The sequence below is a fragment of the Rhizobium sp. 42MFCr.1 genome, from assembly GCF_000377185.1.
Taxonomy (GTDB): domain Bacteria; phylum Pseudomonadota; class Alphaproteobacteria; order Rhizobiales; family Rhizobiaceae; genus Rhizobium; species Rhizobium altiplani.
Genome location: NZ_KB897818.1, coordinates 154339 through 170613 on the forward strand (window position 1 = coordinate 154339; position 16275 = coordinate 170613).

General features: G+C 59.5%; 12 protein-coding genes. 5 read left to right on the forward strand and 7 right to left on the reverse strand.

Translation table 11 applies throughout. The features are described 5' to 3' along the window. Positions 1 to 5 precede the first annotated feature (5 nt). Together C934_RS0100820 and fumC are read right to left on the reverse strand one after the other, a co-directional pair. On the reverse strand, positions 6 to 1613 hold the full coding sequence (locus C934_RS0100820) for a fumarate hydratase (protein WP_018854816.1): 1608 nt from the start codon (positions 1611 to 1613) through the stop codon (positions 6 to 8). Between the two features lie 159 nt (positions 1614 to 1772). After that, positions 1773 to 3164: a class II fumarate hydratase gene (gene fumC / locus C934_RS0100825; RefSeq protein ID WP_018854817.1), complete on the reverse strand. Its 1392-nt coding sequence runs from the start codon at positions 3162 to 3164 to the stop codon at positions 1773 to 1775. A 399-nt stretch (positions 3165 to 3563) separates the two neighbouring features. On the opposite strand from fumC, the gene C934_RS0100830 reads away from it, so the two are divergent. Next, entirely contained in the window at positions 3564 to 5438 is a 1875-nt protein-coding gene (locus C934_RS0100830; protein ID WP_018854818.1) for a L,D-transpeptidase family protein, read from the forward strand. A gap of 178 nt (positions 5439 to 5616) precedes the next feature. Here the strand turns inward: C934_RS0100830 and C934_RS31520 are convergent, their stop codons facing one another. Together C934_RS31520 and C934_RS0100840 are read right to left on the reverse strand one after the other, a co-directional pair. Further along, positions 5617 to 6780 (reverse strand): ABC transporter substrate-binding protein, encoded by a 1164-nt coding sequence (locus C934_RS31520; protein WP_018854819.1) that lies wholly within the window; start codon positions 6778 to 6780, stop codon positions 5617 to 5619. 315 nt (positions 6781 to 7095) lie between these two features. Continuing rightward, a complete protein-coding gene (locus tag C934_RS0100840; protein WP_018854820.1) occupies positions 7096 to 7803 on the reverse strand; it encodes an HAD family hydrolase in 708 nt (235 codons plus the stop codon). A 191-nt stretch (positions 7804 to 7994) separates the two neighbouring features. Here C934_RS0100840 and rpiA point away from each other — a divergent pair, with 191 nt between their 5' ends. From rpiA to C934_RS0100860, 4 genes are all read left to right on the forward strand, one after another. Further along, positions 7995 to 8693: a ribose-5-phosphate isomerase RpiA gene (rpiA, locus tag C934_RS0100845; RefSeq protein WP_018854821.1), complete on the forward strand. Its 699-nt coding sequence runs from the start codon at positions 7995 to 7997 to the stop codon at positions 8691 to 8693. Positions 8694 to 8710: 17 nt separating this feature from the next. Continuing rightward, positions 8711 to 9301, forward strand: a complete 591-nt coding sequence (locus tag C934_RS0100850; protein ID WP_018854822.1) for a DUF2059 domain-containing protein — start codon at positions 8711 to 8713, stop codon at positions 9299 to 9301. Between the two features lie 110 nt (positions 9302 to 9411). Then, on the forward strand, positions 9412 to 10797 hold the full coding sequence (gor, locus tag C934_RS0100855; protein WP_018854823.1) for a glutathione-disulfide reductase: 1386 nt from the start codon (positions 9412 to 9414) through the stop codon (positions 10795 to 10797). Between the two features lie 320 nt (positions 10798 to 11117). Beyond that, positions 11118 to 12491 carry a class II 3-deoxy-7-phosphoheptulonate synthase gene (locus tag C934_RS0100860; RefSeq protein WP_018854824.1) on the forward strand — a complete coding sequence of 458 codons (1374 nt, stop codon included), beginning with the start codon at positions 11118 to 11120 and terminating at the stop codon, positions 12489 to 12491. A gap of 124 nt (positions 12492 to 12615) precedes the next feature. Here the strand turns inward: C934_RS0100860 and C934_RS0100865 are convergent, their stop codons facing one another. From C934_RS0100865 to C934_RS0100875, 3 genes are all read right to left on the reverse strand, one after another. Continuing rightward, positions 12616 to 13491 (reverse strand): hypothetical protein, encoded by an 876-nt coding sequence (locus C934_RS0100865; RefSeq protein WP_018854825.1) that lies wholly within the window; start codon positions 13489 to 13491, stop codon positions 12616 to 12618. Positions 13492 to 13624: 133 nt separating this feature from the next. Beyond that, positions 13625 to 14149 carry a DUF1003 domain-containing protein gene (locus C934_RS0100870; protein WP_018854826.1) on the reverse strand — a complete coding sequence of 175 codons (525 nt, stop codon included), beginning with the start codon at positions 14147 to 14149 and terminating at the stop codon, positions 13625 to 13627. An 81-nt stretch (positions 14150 to 14230) separates the two neighbouring features. Continuing rightward, entirely contained in the window at positions 14231 to 16159 is a 1929-nt protein-coding gene (locus tag C934_RS0100875; protein ID WP_026371468.1) for an LTA synthase family protein, read from the reverse strand. Positions 16160 to 16275 lie beyond the last annotated feature (116 nt).

Below are 16275 nucleotides of genomic sequence, written 5' to 3' on the forward strand. Positions count from 1 at the left end.
GTCGATCAGCCGAGGTTGAATTCCTGGAAGAAGTCGTTGCCCTTGTCGTCGGTGACGATGAAGGCCGGGAAGTCTGCCACCTCTATCTTCCACACGGCTTCCATGCCCAGTTCCTGATACTCCAGCACCTCGACCTTCTTGATGCAGTCCTGCGCGAGGCGGGCAGCCGGTCCGCCGATCGAGCCGAGGTAGAAGCCGCCATGTGTCTTACAGGCTTCGCGCACGGCGCGGGAGCGGTTGCCCTTGGCAAGCATCACCATGGAGCCGCCGAAGGATTGGAATTGGTCGACATATGAATCCATGCGACCGGCGGTCGTCGGGCCGAAAGAGCCTGAGGCGTAGCCTGCCGGGGTCTTGGCCGGGCCGGCGTAGTAAACCGGATGGTTCTTCATGTAATCCGGCATGCCTTCGCCTTTTTCCAGTCGCTCGCGGATCTTGGCGTGGGCAAGGTCGCGTGCGACGATGATCGTGCCCGTCAGCGACAGGCGGGTCTTGACCGGGTGCTTGCTGAGTTCGGCCAGGATTGCGCTCATCGGCTGGTTGAGATCGATCCGGACCATCGAGTCCGACAGCTTCGACTCGTCGATCTCAGGCATGTATTTGGAGGGATCGGTCTCCAGCTGCTCGACGAAGATGCCGTCGCGGGTGATCTTGCCCTTCGCCTGGCGGTCGGCGGAGCAGGAAACGCCGAGGCCGATCGGAAGGGATGCGCCGTGGCGGGGCAGGCGGATGACGCGGACGTCGTGGCAGAAATACTTGCCGCCGAACTGCGCGCCGACGCCCATCTGCTGCGTCAGCTTGTGGATTTCCTTCTCCATCTTGAGGTCGCGGAACGCGTGGCCGCTCTCGGAACCTTCGGTCGGCAAATCGTCGAGGTAGCGCGTCGAGGCGAGCTTGACGGTCTTCAGGTTCATTTCGGCGGAGGTGCCGCCGATGACGATCGCCAGATGGTAGGGGGGACAGGCTGCCGTACCCAGCGTAAGGATCTTCTCCTTAAGGAAGTCGATCATCCGGTCATGCGTCAGGAGCGACGGGGTGCCCTGGTAGAGGAAGGTCTTGTTGGCCGAACCGCCGCCCTTGGCGACAAACAGGAAGTCGTAGGAGTCGGTGCCTTCCTCGTAGATGTCGATCTGCGCCGGCAGGTTGTTCTTGGTGTTCTTTTCCTCGAACATCTTGATGGGCGCGAGCTGCGAATAGCGCAGGTTCTTCTTCTCGTACGCGTCCATGACGCCCTTGGCGAGAGCCGAGTAGTCCTCACCTTCGGTCCAGACGCGGCGTCCTTTCTTGCCCATTATGATCGCCGTGCCGGTGTCCTGGCACATCGGCAAGATGCCACCTGCGGCGATGTTGGCGTTCTTCAGCAGGTCATAAGCAACGAAGCGGTCGTTGTCGGTCGCCTCCGGGTCTTCGAGGATCGAGGCGAGCTGCTTCAGGTGGCCGGGTCGCAGGAGATGGTTGATGTCGGCAAAGGCCGTTTCGGCAAGGAGGCGGATGCCTTCCGGCTCGACGGTCAGGATATCCTGCCCCTTGAAGCTGTCGACAGAGACGTAGTCGCTGCTGATCTTGCGGTATTGGGTGGAGTCTTTGCTGAGGGGGAAAAGATCGTCAGCCATCGAGGGACCTTTCATGCGGACCGAAATCGCAGATGATCTATTCGGGCGTCTTCGCAATTGCAATAATTCTAAAACTTGTCTGTTTTAGTCATGAAAATCTGGAAAACACCGCCGCGGGTACGGCGGTGTCAACTGTTTCAAGCAAGCGAGGAGGCAGGCTTACTTCGGGCCGATCATCGTTTCAGGGCGAACGATTGCGTCGTATTCCTCGACGGTGACGAGGCCACTCGCCAACGCTTCTTCCTTCAGGGTCGTGCCGTTCTTGTGCGCGGTCTTGGCGATCTTGGCGGCGTTGTCATAGCCGATCTTCGGAGCAAGCGCCGTGACCAGCATCAGGGACCGTTCGAGACCGGCCTTGATGTTGTCCTCGCGCGCCTCGATGCCGACGACGCAATTGTCGGTGAAAGAAACGGCGGCGTCGCCGAGCAGTTGCACCGACTGGAGGAAGTTGTAGGCCATCATCGGATTGTAGACGTTGAGCTCGAAGTGGCCCTGGCTATCGGCGAAGGTGAGGGCCGCGTTGTTGCCGAAGATGTGGATGCAGACCTGCGTCAGCGCCTCGCACTGGGTCGGGTTGACCTTGCCGGGCATGATCGAGGAGCCGGGCTCGTTCTCGGGAAGGGCGAGTTCGCCGAGGCCAGCGCGGGGACCGGAGCCCAGCAGGCGGATGTCGTTGGCAATCTTGAAGAGCGCGGCGGCGGCCGCATTGATGGCGCCATGGCTGAACACCATGGAGTCATGGGCGGCGAGTGCTTCGAACTTGTTCGGGGCCGTCACGAAGGGCAGGCCGGTGATTTCGGCGATCTCGTCAGCGACCTTCTCGGCAAATCCAACAGGCGCGTTGAGACCGGTGCCGACCGCGGTGCCGCCCTGTGCCAGCTCGCAAAGGCCAGGAAGCGTCAATTCGATGCGCTTGATGGCGGAGCCGACCTGCGCTGCATAGCCGGAGAATTCCTGGCCAAGCGTCAGCGGCGTCGCATCCTGCGTGTGCGTGCGGCCGATCTTAATGATGTGGCTGAATTCGGTGACCTTCATGTCGAGCGCGGCGTGCAGGTGCTTCAAGCTCGGAAGCAGGTGGCGCACGATCTGCTCCGCACAGGCGATATGCATGGCCGTCGGATAGGTGTCGTTTGACGACTGGCTCATATTGACGTGATCGTTGGGATGCACCGGCTTCTTCGATCCCATGACGCCGCCCAACAATTCGATGGCACGGTTGGAGATCACTTCGTTGGCATTCATGTTTGACTGCGTGCCGGAGCCCGTCTGCCAGACAACGAGGGGGAAGTGGTCGTTGAGCGTGCCGTCGATCACTTCCTGCGCCGCGTCGACAATGGCGTTGCCGACCTCCGGATTGAGCTGACCGAGCGCCATGTTGGCACGCGCCGCCGCCTGCTTGACGATGCCGAGGGCGCGAACGATCGAAAGCGGCTGCTTCTCCCAGCCAATCTTGAAATTGCCGAGCGAGCGCTGCGCCTGAGCACCCCAATATCTGTCGTTCTGTACTTCGATCGGGCCGAACGTATCTGTTTCGGTGCGGGTGGAGGTCATGGTCATGCCTTTCTGTCGCGGTGCCTTCGGAGATGGGTCTTATAGGTCCGAAACGGGACGAAGAAAACTGCTGGAAATGCAAAATATGAATGTATAAATCATGTTATCGGCGGGTGATCAGTGGCCATTTAGACACGGCTAAATTTTTATATTTCAGTGCCTCGTTGGCCACTGTGTCCGAAGGCGAAAATAAAGTAAAAAATTAACTAATAATTTCATTATTTTGTGTGAACTGGGGCTCGGCATAAGCGTTTTCCGCGTTACTTTGGGTTGAGAGGCCCAAGGCTGGCGGCTGCGGCCAGTTTCTGCCATGTGACGCTCGCGCCGGATGAAACGAGTTTTAAGGCGGGTTTTTGCCCGCGATTTGAAGACAGCATGACACTGGGACTGGATAAAAGCATGACATTCCTTCTGAAAGGTGCGGCTTCCGCACTAGCGCTTTCCTGCGGCATGGCTGCGATGGGTTCCACGCCCGCGCAGGCTTACACGTTGATGGATATGATCCGCGGGGATCGCGCTCGCACCCAGAGCACGATTGTCAATCCGAGGCGGTCGGTTCCGTCCTTCCTTCAGTCGGCTCCGGATGCGCCGCTGCCGAAGGTTTCGAGCCCGCGCTACTATACCTATCAGCCAGATGCGATGCGCTTCGTCGATACCGGTAAATTTACCGATCCTGTCGTCACCGGGGCAGTTGCCGATGCGTCGGCTGCGACCGAGGCAACGCCGTCGGTACAGCGCCGCTTCCTTATCGAGGCGAAGGTGCGCGCCCCCGTCGAAGTCGCCAGGGCGCTTGAGGCCTATTACGGCGATGTGAAGAATCCGCTGGTCTGGCTCGCCGGAACGGATGTCAACGATCGTGCCAAGGCGGCGATGGACGTTCTGGCGGATGCCGCTTCGGTCGGTCTCGACCCGGCCGACTATGCGGTCCAGGTGCCGGCGGAGGATCCGACCAATCCGGATCCGGCAGTCCGTGACCGCGCCCTGACGCAGTTTGAACTGGAACTGTCCGCAAAGGTGCTCGCCTATGTCCAGGATACAGTTCGTGGTCGCGTCGATCCGAACAAGCTCTCCGGCTATCACGATTTCAAGCGTAAGGACGTGAACCTTGCGCCGGTGCTGAAGCTCGCCCGCATGAGCCCGGATACCCCGGCCTATCTCAGAAGCCGTACGCCGGATGCGCCGCAGTTCGTTGCACTCGAAGGCGAACTGGCGAAGTTGCGCGCAGAGGGAGCCAGCGAAGAGCGCATCGATATCGCGCTGAGCGGCCTGCTTCGGCCGGGCGACAACTCGTCCGAAATCCCGAACATCGTGAAGGCGATCGGCAAGCATGGCTCGGCCGCGCTCAAGGCGGAACATGCGAGTACGCTCTCCGCCTATACGGGCAGCACCGAATATTCGCCTGAGATCGTTTCGCTCGTTGAAGGTTTCCAGAAGGAACATGGACTGAAGCCGGACGGCGTTATCGGCCAGGCGACGGTCCGCATCATGGCTGGCGGCGACAGCAACGCATCGAAGGTCGAGAAGCTGATTGTTGCGTTGGAGCAGGCCCGCTGGCTGCCGGCCGACCTCGGCTCGCGCTACGTCTTCATCAACCAGCCGGCCTATATGGTCTACTACCACAACGACAACAAGGAACAGTTGTCGATGCGCGTGGTGATCGGTCAGCCGTCGCACCAGACCTTCTTCTTCCAGGATCAGATCGAGACGGTCGAGTTTAATCCTTTCTGGGGTGTGCCGCAGTCGATCATCATCAACGAGATGCTGCCGCGCCTGCGCTCCGACCCGAGCTATCTGGACCGGATGGGCTATGAGGTAACAGTCGGCGGTCGCGCCGTGGCGTCGTCCAGCGTCGACTGGTACGGCTCGACGACCAACGTTTCCGTGCGCCAGCCGCCGAGCGACGACAATGCGCTTGGCGAACTCAAGATCCTTTTCCCGAATGCTCACGCCATCTACATGCATGACACGCCTTCGAAGAGCTTCTTCAAACGCGATATGCGCGCCCTCAGCCATGGTTGCGTCCGCCTTGCCGAGCCACGCGCGATGGCAGCGGCCGTGCTGAACACGTCGGTGGACCAGATCGGCAAGGAGATTGCCACGGGCAAGAACCACGCCCTGCAGGTTCCGCAGAAGATCCCGGTCTACGTGGCTTACTTCACGGCCTGGCCGAACAAGGATGGTGTCATCCAGTATTTCGATGACGTATACGGCCGCGACGCCTATGTGCAGAAGGCTTTCGATGCGACGACGAAGGCGCGTGACGCGCAGATTTGATCGCGCCGATGATATGACGGCGGCCGGGGAGCCGCCTTTTCTTTTTGCGATCGGCTTGCCGCCGCTGCGCGCGTTGCGGAAGCAAGCTCCGCGATCAATTCGTCGATCTGTGCAGGCTCCGTGGATCTCGACGGGATGTCGGAATAGTCGAATGGCATGGCGATCAAAACCATATCGGCTACCGCGACATCGTGCGCTGTCCGATGGTGCCTTCACTGAAAACCATTGGGATACCGGAAGGGCTTCCGCACGGGAGACACTGGATTTGCACTCCGACGACGTCTCCCCACCCGTTGGTGATGATCTCCCTTGCCCTATCGAGTTCTTCCTGTGTTGGGAAGAGCGGGTAGACTTCGGTACCAGAATGCTGAACCCGTGCCAGCTTTCCTTCCAAGTCGGCAGGCGCATACCCGCTATTCAGGAAGGCCCGCGTCTCAGTGTATAGGTATTCCATCCACAATCGGGCTGCGTTCGGATGCGGAGTGAACGCGCTGATGGCCTGGGCATAGACGCCACCGACGATGCCCGTCTTCGGCCTCACGATCTCAATCCTGGTTCGTCCTCCTGATCGTTCCCGATCAGTAGCTGCAAGGTAGTCCCAGCGAACGAGGATAGGCGTGCGCCCGTCCTCAAGCGAAGCAAGGCCGCCGACGATAGGAACGAAGTTGCCGCGGCGGCTGAGGTCTGCAAAGAAGCTCAGCCCCTGATCGGCTGCCTCGTCCGCGTTCCCGTGAGCAGCTGACAGGCCCGCAGCGAAAATGCCTTGGATAGCTTGATTTGATGTCAGATTGCCGGCGAGACCCACGGCATTTTTGTATTTCGGCGAGGCGAGGTCCGCCCAATCGGTCGGCATCGTCGTCACGATATCCGCGTTGACCTCGAAGGCAAGCGTGCCGTAGTAGCCGCCGTACCAGTATCCATCAGGATCCTTGGCTGCGTCCGGAATGGCTTCCCACGCCGCCACCTTGTAAGGCCGCAGCAGGCCGTCCCTCTTCGCCGATAAGGCGAAAGGCAGACCGACGTCGATGACATCCGGCGCTTGCGGGTCGGCTGTGTCCCTCGCATTTCTGATGGTATTGATCACCTTGGCCGATCCCGCATCGGGCATAAGTTCGGTGATACCAAGGCCGTATTTCGCCTTGAAACCGTCGATGATGTCCCCGTATCCCCACCAGTCGCGAGGCAGGCCGACAACGGTGAGGTGGCCCTCTGCCTTGGCAGCGGCCACGAGCTCGTCCGTCGGAGCCGCGGACGCAGGAGATGAAGAATTGAGACCGGCCATCCCGGCGAGCGCCGCCGTGCTACCTTGAACGAGAAATTTTCTGCGCTGGAAATCAGGCATATTTCCCTCCGTGACGGTTCTGGAACGCAGTCGCACCGTCCATTCGTCGGTCACCTGAACAGGGACATGCGGGCTATGCGCAACCCACTTGGAACTATCGCGAGCCAATCATGTATCAGTTGCGCATATCACGCATGCGGCATCGGACGATTTGCAACTTGCGCCTTGTATCCTGAATCTGCGCCTCTGCAAAAGAAGAGTCCATAGTCGAGGCTGGGCATGTCGCAAAACCTCCTTGCGTAGGTCAGGGTTTCGCGAGGGTTTTTTCGCGCGATCGGGTTAGGGGCTGGGCCGCGGGCCGCCTTTTCTTTTGCGTCAGCCTGCCGCCGCCGCCGGCGTTGCCGAGGTGAAGTCCTCGATCAATTCGTCGATCAGGGCAGGAGTTAACTCCTTGAAATGCGTAATCACGCTCGTTGGCCCGAGGGTCTCGACGGGGACGTCGGAATAGCCGAACGGCACGGCGATCGAAGGGACGCCGGCATTGCGGGCAACAAGAATGTCGTTGACGCTGTCGCCGATCATGACGGTCCTGCGGACATCGCCGCCGGCGCGCTCGATGGTTCCGAGAAGATGTTGGGCGTCGGGCTTCCTGACGGTGAAGGTGTCGCCGCCGGCAATGGCATCGAAATAATGGGTGAGTTCAAGCTTCTCGATCAGGTTGCGCGCCAGGCCCTCGAGCTTGTTGGTGCAAACGGCAAGCTTGCAGCCGGCACTCTTCAGTTGATCCATTGCCTCGACCAGGCTGGGGTAAGGCGCGGTATGTCCCGGCATGTTGTCGGTGTAGTGCGCAATGAAGCGGTTGAGCAGGGCAGGAAGCTGTTCCTGTGCCAACGGATGTCCTCGAAGACCGCAGGCCCGCTCGATCATGACCTTGGCGCCATGTCCGACGAGATGCGTGAGGTCGTCGTAGCTGACCGGCGCCACACCGATTGCCGCGATCGTATAATTCAGGCTCTCAACAAGATCGGTGTGAGTATCGAGCAGTGTTCCGTCAAGATCGAATACAACAAGGGCAGGGGTCAAGGATTGCGCCTTTCAGAAAAGATGTCATCGGCAGTAGGTGATGAGGACCGGAAAAGCAATATTTGCCGGCAAAGGCGACGAGTTGCAAATGCCCACGGCTTTTCAAAAATCATTACGCTCTTTTGGCTTTCGTTTGGCAAGCGAGCCGTGTAAACAGCACATCCAACGCAATAATTCGGAGTCAGCGGCGCATGGATGCCCGCGAAATGAAGATCAAGGCCGCCGAGGCCGCACTCGCTCATGTCGAATATGGCATGCGGCTTGGAATCGGAACCGGGAGTACTGCCGAAGAGTTTGTTCGGCTGCTCGCAGAGAAGGTTTCAACCGGCTTCAAGGTCGAAGGCGTGCCAACCTCCGAACGCACGGCAAGGCTTTGCGTCGAGCTCGGCGTACCGCTGAAGTCACTGGATGAACTGCCGGAACTCGATCTGACGATCGATGGCGCGGATGAGGTCGATTCCGACCTCACGCTCGTCAAGGGTGGCGGCGGTGCACTGCTGCGCGAGAAGATCGTCGCTGCGGCATCTCAGCGCATGATCGTGATTGCCGACGAGAGCAAACTGGTCGAGACACTTGGCGCATTTCCGCTACCGATTGAGGTCAATCCGTTCGGACTCGTATCGACACGCATGGCGATCGAAAAGAAGGCCTCGAAGCTTGGGTTGAGCGGCAGCCTGACGCTGCGCCAATCCGGTGGCGAAGACTTCATGACGGACGGCGGCCACTACATCCTGGATGCATCTTTTGGCCGCATTCCTGATGCAGAGGCGCTTTCAAACGAGCTGAATTCAATACCCGGAGTCGTTGAACACGGGCTCTTTCTAAAAATGGCGGCGCTTGCGATCATTGCAGGTCCAGCAGGCGCACGCACGCTGCGGGCGAACAGGTAACAGGAGCATTGAAACTCATGATTAAATTTGCAGGTCTTGGCCGTTTTGCTGCTGCGACCGTTATTTTCTCAGGCGTAGCATTCGGCTTTGCCGCACATGCGCAGGAAGCCTCTCCGGAGCAGCTGAAGGCGGCCCGCGCTGCGATCGACGCGATCGGCGCCACCGCGCAGTTCGACAACATCCTGCCCGGACTGGCTGAGCGCCTGAAGGCCGATCTCATCCAGGACTCGCCGAACTACCAGGATGCGATCACCGCTGAGGTCGACAAGCAGGCACTGGCCCTTGCACCGCGTCGCGCCGATCTCGAGAAGGAAGCCGCGCTGACCTATGCCAAGGCATTCTCCGTCGAGGAACTCAACGCGATCGCCGAGTTCTACAACTCGCCGGTTGGCAAGAAGCTGCTCAAGGATGGCCCGATCGCTTCGCGCGAAACCGTCAAGGCCGCCGACATTTGGGCGCAGGGCATCTCGCGCGATCTGCAGAAACAGACGAGCGCTGAACTCGTGAAGGTCATCAAGGCCCCGCCACCGGCTGCCGATCCGGCGAACCCGGCTGCGACGGCCGCGCCGAAGCCAGCTGCACCGGCTGCTGCAAAGCCGAAGCCGTAAGAAGGCGCGAATAACAGATCAAAAGCCCGGCACCGTCCGGGCTTTTGTTTTTGCGGCCGCCAATACTATATCACTTTCACCTCACCAGCCGATTCCATCCGGAGTTTCTCATGACGTCCTACGATTACGATCTCTTTGTCATTGGCGGTGGCTCAGGCGGTGTGCGAAGCGCCCGCGTTGCAGCCTCGCTCGGTAAGAAGGTCGCGATCGCAGAGGAGTACCGCTACGGCGGAACATGCGTGATCCGCGGCTGCGTGCCTAAGAAGCTCTTTGTCTATGCGGCTCAGTTCCATGAACATTTCGAGGATGCCGCTGGCTTCGGCTGGACGGTCGGCGAGAGCTCGTTTGACTGGAAGAAGCTGATTGCCGCGAAGGACAACGAGATCGCGCGACTGGAAGGGCTCTACAAGAAGGGACTGGCCGGCGCCAACGCCGAAATCCTGGAAACACGTGCCGAATTGGTCGACGCGCATACGGTCCGGTTGGTCAATACCGGCAAGACGGTGACCGCGAAGACCATCGTGATCGCGACCGGTGGCCGCCCGAACCCGCACGCGGCTTTGCCTGGGAACGAACTCTGCATTTCCTCCAACGAGGCCTTCCATCTGGAGGAGCTGCCGAAGGCGATTGTGATTGCGGGTGGCGGTTATATCGCGGTGGAGTTTGCCAATATCTTTCACGGCCTCGGCGTCGAGACGACGCTGATCTATCGCGGCGCCGAGATTCTGTCGCGCTTCGATCAGGACCTCCGCCAGGGACTGCACGAGGCGATGACCGCCAAGGGCATCCGCATCCTCTGCCATGATATGCTGCAGAAGGTATCGAAAGAGGACGGTCGTCTTTCCGTCGAGACGCTGAAGAACGGCACGCTGGTTGCCGATGTCGTGATGCTGGCGCTCGGGCGCATTCCGAATACGGAAGGCCTAGGCCTGGAAGCCGCCGGTGTGAAGACCGACGAGCGCGGAGCGGTGGTGGTCGACGACTATTCTCGCACCAACGTCCCGAACATCTATGCGCTCGGCGATGTCACCGACAGGATACAGTTGACGCCGGTGGCGATCCACGAGGCAATGTGCTTCATCGAGACGGAGTACAAGGACAATCCGACCAAGCCCGATCACGAGACGATCGCAACGGCGGTCTTCTCGCAGCCCGAGATCGGTACCGTAGGGCTGACCGAGGAGGAAGCGGGCAAGCGCTACAAGGAGCTCGAGGTCTACCGTGCGCAGTTTCGTCCACTGAAGGCGACGCTGTCGGGGCGTGGCGAGAAGATGATCATGAAGCTGATTGTGGTCGCTGCCAGCCAAAAGGTTGTGGGCGCGCATATCCTCGGCCACGACGCCGGTGAGATGGCCCAGATCCTTGGAATTACGCTGAAGGCGGGCTGCACGAAGGACGATTTCGACCGGACGATGGCCGTGCATCCGACGGCCGCGGAAGAGCTCGTCACAATGTATGCCCCGAGCTATCGCATTCGGGACGGTGTTCATGTCTGACGCCAGCAGCTGGTGATGTGGGGCGTGCGGATCACGTTGAGGAAGAGCGCCTGTATGACGCCTCATTAGAATTGCCGGCGTTTTTCCGAGACAAGCTTAAATTGGACACAAACCGTCTTGGTATAGTGATCGTTGATCGTACGTTTTCTGTTTGAAAATACGTCACCGAATTCCTTTATATCGCGCGTGGTCGCCGATTTAATCCTCAGTGTCGAAGAGCGGAACGCCGCTATGCAAGATGGCACTAAAGGGTTATAAGCCGCCCAACATTTTTAGGACGGAACATCCGGACTGACCGGATGGTGGAGCAGGTGAGTAAGATGGCAGAGAATTGGACACCGAGTAGTTGGCGGCAAAAACCGATCCAGCAGGTTCCGGACTATCCGGACCAGGCCGCATTGGCAGCAACGGAAGCCCAGCTCGCATCCTATCCGCCTCTTGTCTTTGCGGGTGAAGCACGCCGGCTGAAGAAGCATCTCGCCAACGTTGCAGAAGGCAACGGTTTCCTGCTGCAGGGTGGCGATTGCGCCGAGAGTTTTGCCGAGCATGGCGCCGACAACATCCGCGACTTCTTCCGTGCGTTCCTGCAGATGGCCGTCGTCCTGACCTTCGGGGCACAGCTGCCGGTGGTCAAGGTCGGCCGCATCGCCGGGCAGTTCGCCAAGCCGCGCTCTTCCGGCATCGAGACGCAGGATGGCGTGTCGCTTCCGAGCTACCGTGGCGACATCATCAACGGCATCGAGTTCACGGAAGAATCACGTATTCCGAACCCGGAGCGCCAGGCTATGGCCTATCGCCAGTCGGCCGCTACGCTGAACCTGCTGCGCGCCTTCGCAATGGGTGGCTACGCGAACCTCGAGAACGTCCATCAGTGGATGCTTGGCTTCGTCAAGGATAGCCCGCAGGGTGAGCGCTACCGCAAGCTTGCCGGCCGCATCAGCGAAACCATGGACTTCATGAAGGCGATCGGCATCAGCGCGGAAAACAATCCGAGCCTGCGCGAGACGGACTTCTTCACCAGCCACGAAGCTTTGCTGCTTGGCTATGAAGAGGCGCTGACGCGCGTCGACTCGACGTCTGGCGACTGGTACGCGACTTCGGGCCACATGATCTGGATCGGCGACCGCACGCGCCAGGCAGACCATGCCCATGTCGAATACTGCCGCGGCATCAAGAATCCGATCGGCTTGAAGTGCGGTCCGTCTCTGCAGGCGGACGATCTTCTGAACCTGATCGACATTCTCAATCCGGAAAACGAAGCGGGCCGGCTGACGCTGATCTGCCGCTTCGGCCACGACAAGGTTGCCGAGCATCTGCCGCGTCTCATCCGCGCGGTCGAGCGCGAGGGGCGCAAGGTCGTCTGGTCGTGCGATCCGATGCATGGCAACACGATCACGCTGAACAACTACAAGACGCGTCCGTTCGAGCGGATCCTGTCGGAAGTCGAAAGCTTCTTCCAGATCCATCGTGCAGAAGGTTCGCATCCGGGCGGCATCCACATCGAGATGACCGGCAAGGACGTGACGGAATGCACCGGCGGCGCCCGCGCCGTCACGGCCGAGGATCTGCACGATCGCTACCACACGCATTGCGACCCGCGTCTCAATGCTGACCAGGCGCTCGAACTGGCCTTCCTGCTGGCCGAGCGCATGAAGGGCGGGCGCGACGAAAAGCGCATGGCCGTCAACGGTTGATCGAAAATAGAAGAAAAAGCCCGCCTGATGCCGGGCTTTTTTGTTTTATACGATGGTGGCGGGTGGCGCGCTCTGACTACCGTATCGGACGTCGCTCCGTATGAGTTCGCATCGGCGGAATGCTCTAGCGGATTTGGCCGGCCGCCCAGTGGATAGCGCTGTCCAATTCGGCAAACTTTGCGGATTGCCAGTGGAAATAGTCCTCGATGAATGTCTTGGAAAGCCATAGCGTGCCACGGTTGCGCGGGTTTTCCCAGCCGAGCATGCCGTCCGTTTCTGCTTTCTTGAACATCCGTTTCAAGTTGGTGAGGGAGATGCCGAAGTCGCTCGCGATTTCGCTGATCGTCACGCCTTTCAGCAGAGTGCGATCATGCTCCCGCGCGTCGTCCGGCAGGCGGCTGATCAGATCGTGCAGCACGAGGCCGCCGACATCCGACCAGAGGAAATGCCCGATGCTGCTCCGGGGTTCCTTCCAGACCGGATCCTGGATAAGGGCACGCGCAGCTCGCGGCTGTGCGAGAAGGAAGAGCCGCGGGGTGTCAGCGGTCAGGTTTGCGCGATTGCCGCCGTCGAGTTGATCGAGGCAGGCCATATGGCCCTGGAACCAGGAGGCCATGGCCTCCTCGCTCGCCTCGGTCGTCTCGAGGCGACGCAGGCGCCGGTCGGGCGTTTCATCGGCAGCATCCCGCAGGAACTTATAGGCAATCAGTTCTGCAAGGAACGACGCAGCCGTATTCTTACTGGCGAGATCGAACTCTTTGGCCACCTGCATCATGCGGCCGGCCGTGAGCCCCGAACGTGGGTTGCCTCGGTCTCGTCCGGCATGCATGGCAAACAGCGTTTGCGTCATTAGCCACTTTTGGTGCGAGGCGGCGAGGCGGGCAAGGCGAGGAGCGCGCTTGTGAATGTCGATAAGGTGGAGTGCGATCTGGCGTTCGATCGACAGAAACAGAGGGTGATGAAGGATTTCGTCGCGTGTATGCAGTCGGCCAGTGAGCATCGTATCGTATTGTCGGATCGGATTGGTTCCCGTTGCTCCTCCAACATTTGCGTCGATGTTTCAATGCGGGACTTGGTTAGCGGATCGTTAATCGATTGGTATAGTTAAATTCAAGCGATCCCGGATCCTTCGATCAACTGGGCAGACGCTGGTTCAAACGCTCGATGTCTTCGCGCAATGCTGCAATTTCGGTGAGCACGCGCATGTCAATCTTCTGATGCAGGGATAGAACTTCCAGTTCTGCTTTGAGATTGACCTCATAGTCTTTTGCCGCCTCGAAACGATCGCGCTCCGCCTGGCGGTTTTGCGACATCATGATGATCGGAGCCTGGATCGCCGCCAGCATCGAAAGCACGAGATTGAGGAAAATGAACGGATAGGGATCGAAGGCGCGCGTCAGCAATACAATGGTGTTTACAACGCACCAGAAGACCAGGAAGAGCAGGAAAGCAATAATAAAGCTCCACGAGCCGCCAACACGCGCAATCGTATCTGCCAAGCGCTGGCCGGAGGAAGATTCGGCTTGAAGAGCGGCATTGATATCGGTCGAGATTATCTTCCGCTCGTGCGCCTTCGCGAGAACGCGCCTTTCGATCTCGCCGAGTTCGTCGGCCGGCTTGTCGAAGTGATGGTGGATGAGGTCCGATAGGTTATGCATGGCCGACTCCGAATGCTAGATCGCTCGCGCGCCAGTATTCCGTAATGTTTTCAAATTGCAATGCGGGCTTGTGCCGCTTTTCTATGTGCCTTGCGCATAGAGCCAGGCATGCTGCGGGAAGAACCGCTCGAGCGTCTGAGCCTTGCCGAACATGATGTCATGCTGGAGGTATCGATAGTCCCGGACGAGGGGATCGAGGTTCTTCGGCTTCAGGACCCAATCGGGAGATGCCGTGTTGTCGCGGGCAATGAGCTGATATCGGTCGATGACGCTGTACTTCTTCTGCACGCGGCCGAGGAAGCCCGTGTAGTAGGGATGCTCGAAGCCGGCGAACTTCAGGAGGTGGTACGAAAGCAGTGAGGGGCTGATGGTGCCGACATCCTTCTTGCTGCCCTTCTTGTTCGACCAGATGACGAGCGGGGTCTCGTGTTCCTGCTTCATGACGCTCACTGATGCCTTGCGGGTGGCAACCTGGTCCGGCATGTAACCGGTCGCCATGTAGACATTGCCGAGCGGGGGCAGGTGGTCGCCCCACTGCACGATGATCGTTTCGCGGTCGCGCTTTTCTGCCCAATCCATCAGCATCTTGAGGCTGTCGTCGGCTTCCTTGACACCCTGCGTATAGGTGCCAAGGGTGGCGCGGTCGGCATCGTTCAGGTTGCCCTTGATGTCGATAGTGTTGTGGGCGTAACGGTTCGGTTCGTAGGGGCCATGTCCCTGCAAGGTGACACCAAAGAAGAAGAACGGGCGATCCATGCCGTCAGCCTCGTTCATGATCTCCTTCATAAGCGACTCGTCCGAAGCGAAGATGCCTCGCTTTTCCATGGGAGGCAGGGTTTCTTCGGAGCGGAACTGCTCGAAGCCGAAGTCCTTGTAAACTTCGTTGCGATTCCAGAACCAGCCGCTGAACGGATGAAGCGACCGCGCCGCGTAACCTTCGCCACGGAAGAACGTGGCGAGCGAGGGAACATCACGACGAATGTATTGCTGGTAGGGAATGCTGCCGTATGGCAGGAAGGCGTTGGAGAAACCTGTCAGCGCCTCGAATTCGACATTGGCGGTCATGCCGCCAAACTCCGGCGAGAAGACATAGCCGGACTGCTCTGCACGGATCGTCGGCATAGGATCTGGCGACAGGCTCAGCGTCTTCAGGCGGGTCGGATCCCAGAATGACTCGCTCATCAGCATGATCACGTCGGGCTTTTCGCGTGGCCCGCTGAGGTAGCCGTAGTTGCGGCCGGGGATGGCGTCGAGCGCCTCTGTACCGAAGCCGACAGGCGCTGCCACGTCTGCCATCGGAATGTTGAAGATGAAGGCGAGGATGAAGCCGTTGCTGCGGTAGTTTTCCTTCTGGTCCCACATCATCGGAACCACCTGCAGGCGGTCACGGATGAAGGAATATTGGGAATAGTCCATCAAGGACCCGAAAGCCGCGATAACGGGCAGGCCGACGCAAAGCCGGCGGACGCGAGAGGCCCTTGGGAGCTTTGGGAAGTTGCGCCAGGCGAAGCGCCAGAGGAAGACAATCGCGGTAACGGACAAGACGATGCCGACAAGCATCGCAACGGCCGTCCAGGGGCGGTCGCGCACCATCACAGGGAGCAGTTCCATGATCTGCCGCCCGAAAAGGACGTCCGATGGATAAAGCGGGTCCGAAAGGTAGTGCTGCTTCTGGTTGGATACGATGGCGGGGACGATCACAAGCGGAAGAACGATCAGCGCCGAAATGAACCGCCGGCCCAGGACTGCATCGAGCGACAGCATCAGGACAGTCAACATCACAACCGTCGTCATCCCCGGACGCACAGGCGATGTCAGGAATTCGCGGACGTCGGCCAACCCATCGCGGGCAATGATCTCCACAGTGGCGGTGGCAAGGAGCGCAAGCAGGGCACAAAAAGCAACGCTGAGTGCGGTGCGTAGGGCGGGCGACCGAGCGCTTCCCCCGAAATCGGTGGAAAGCGACGCAAAACGCGCTGCCGCTGCAGACCTCATTACCAACGCGATCAACTGGAAAACTCCGACGTCATAGAAGCTTCGTCGAACTGTCACATCTTCGTCATGAATGCTAGATGAACCGTTAGGTTTCCTGCATTTGTGATCGGTGGATAAAACGCCCATCACGC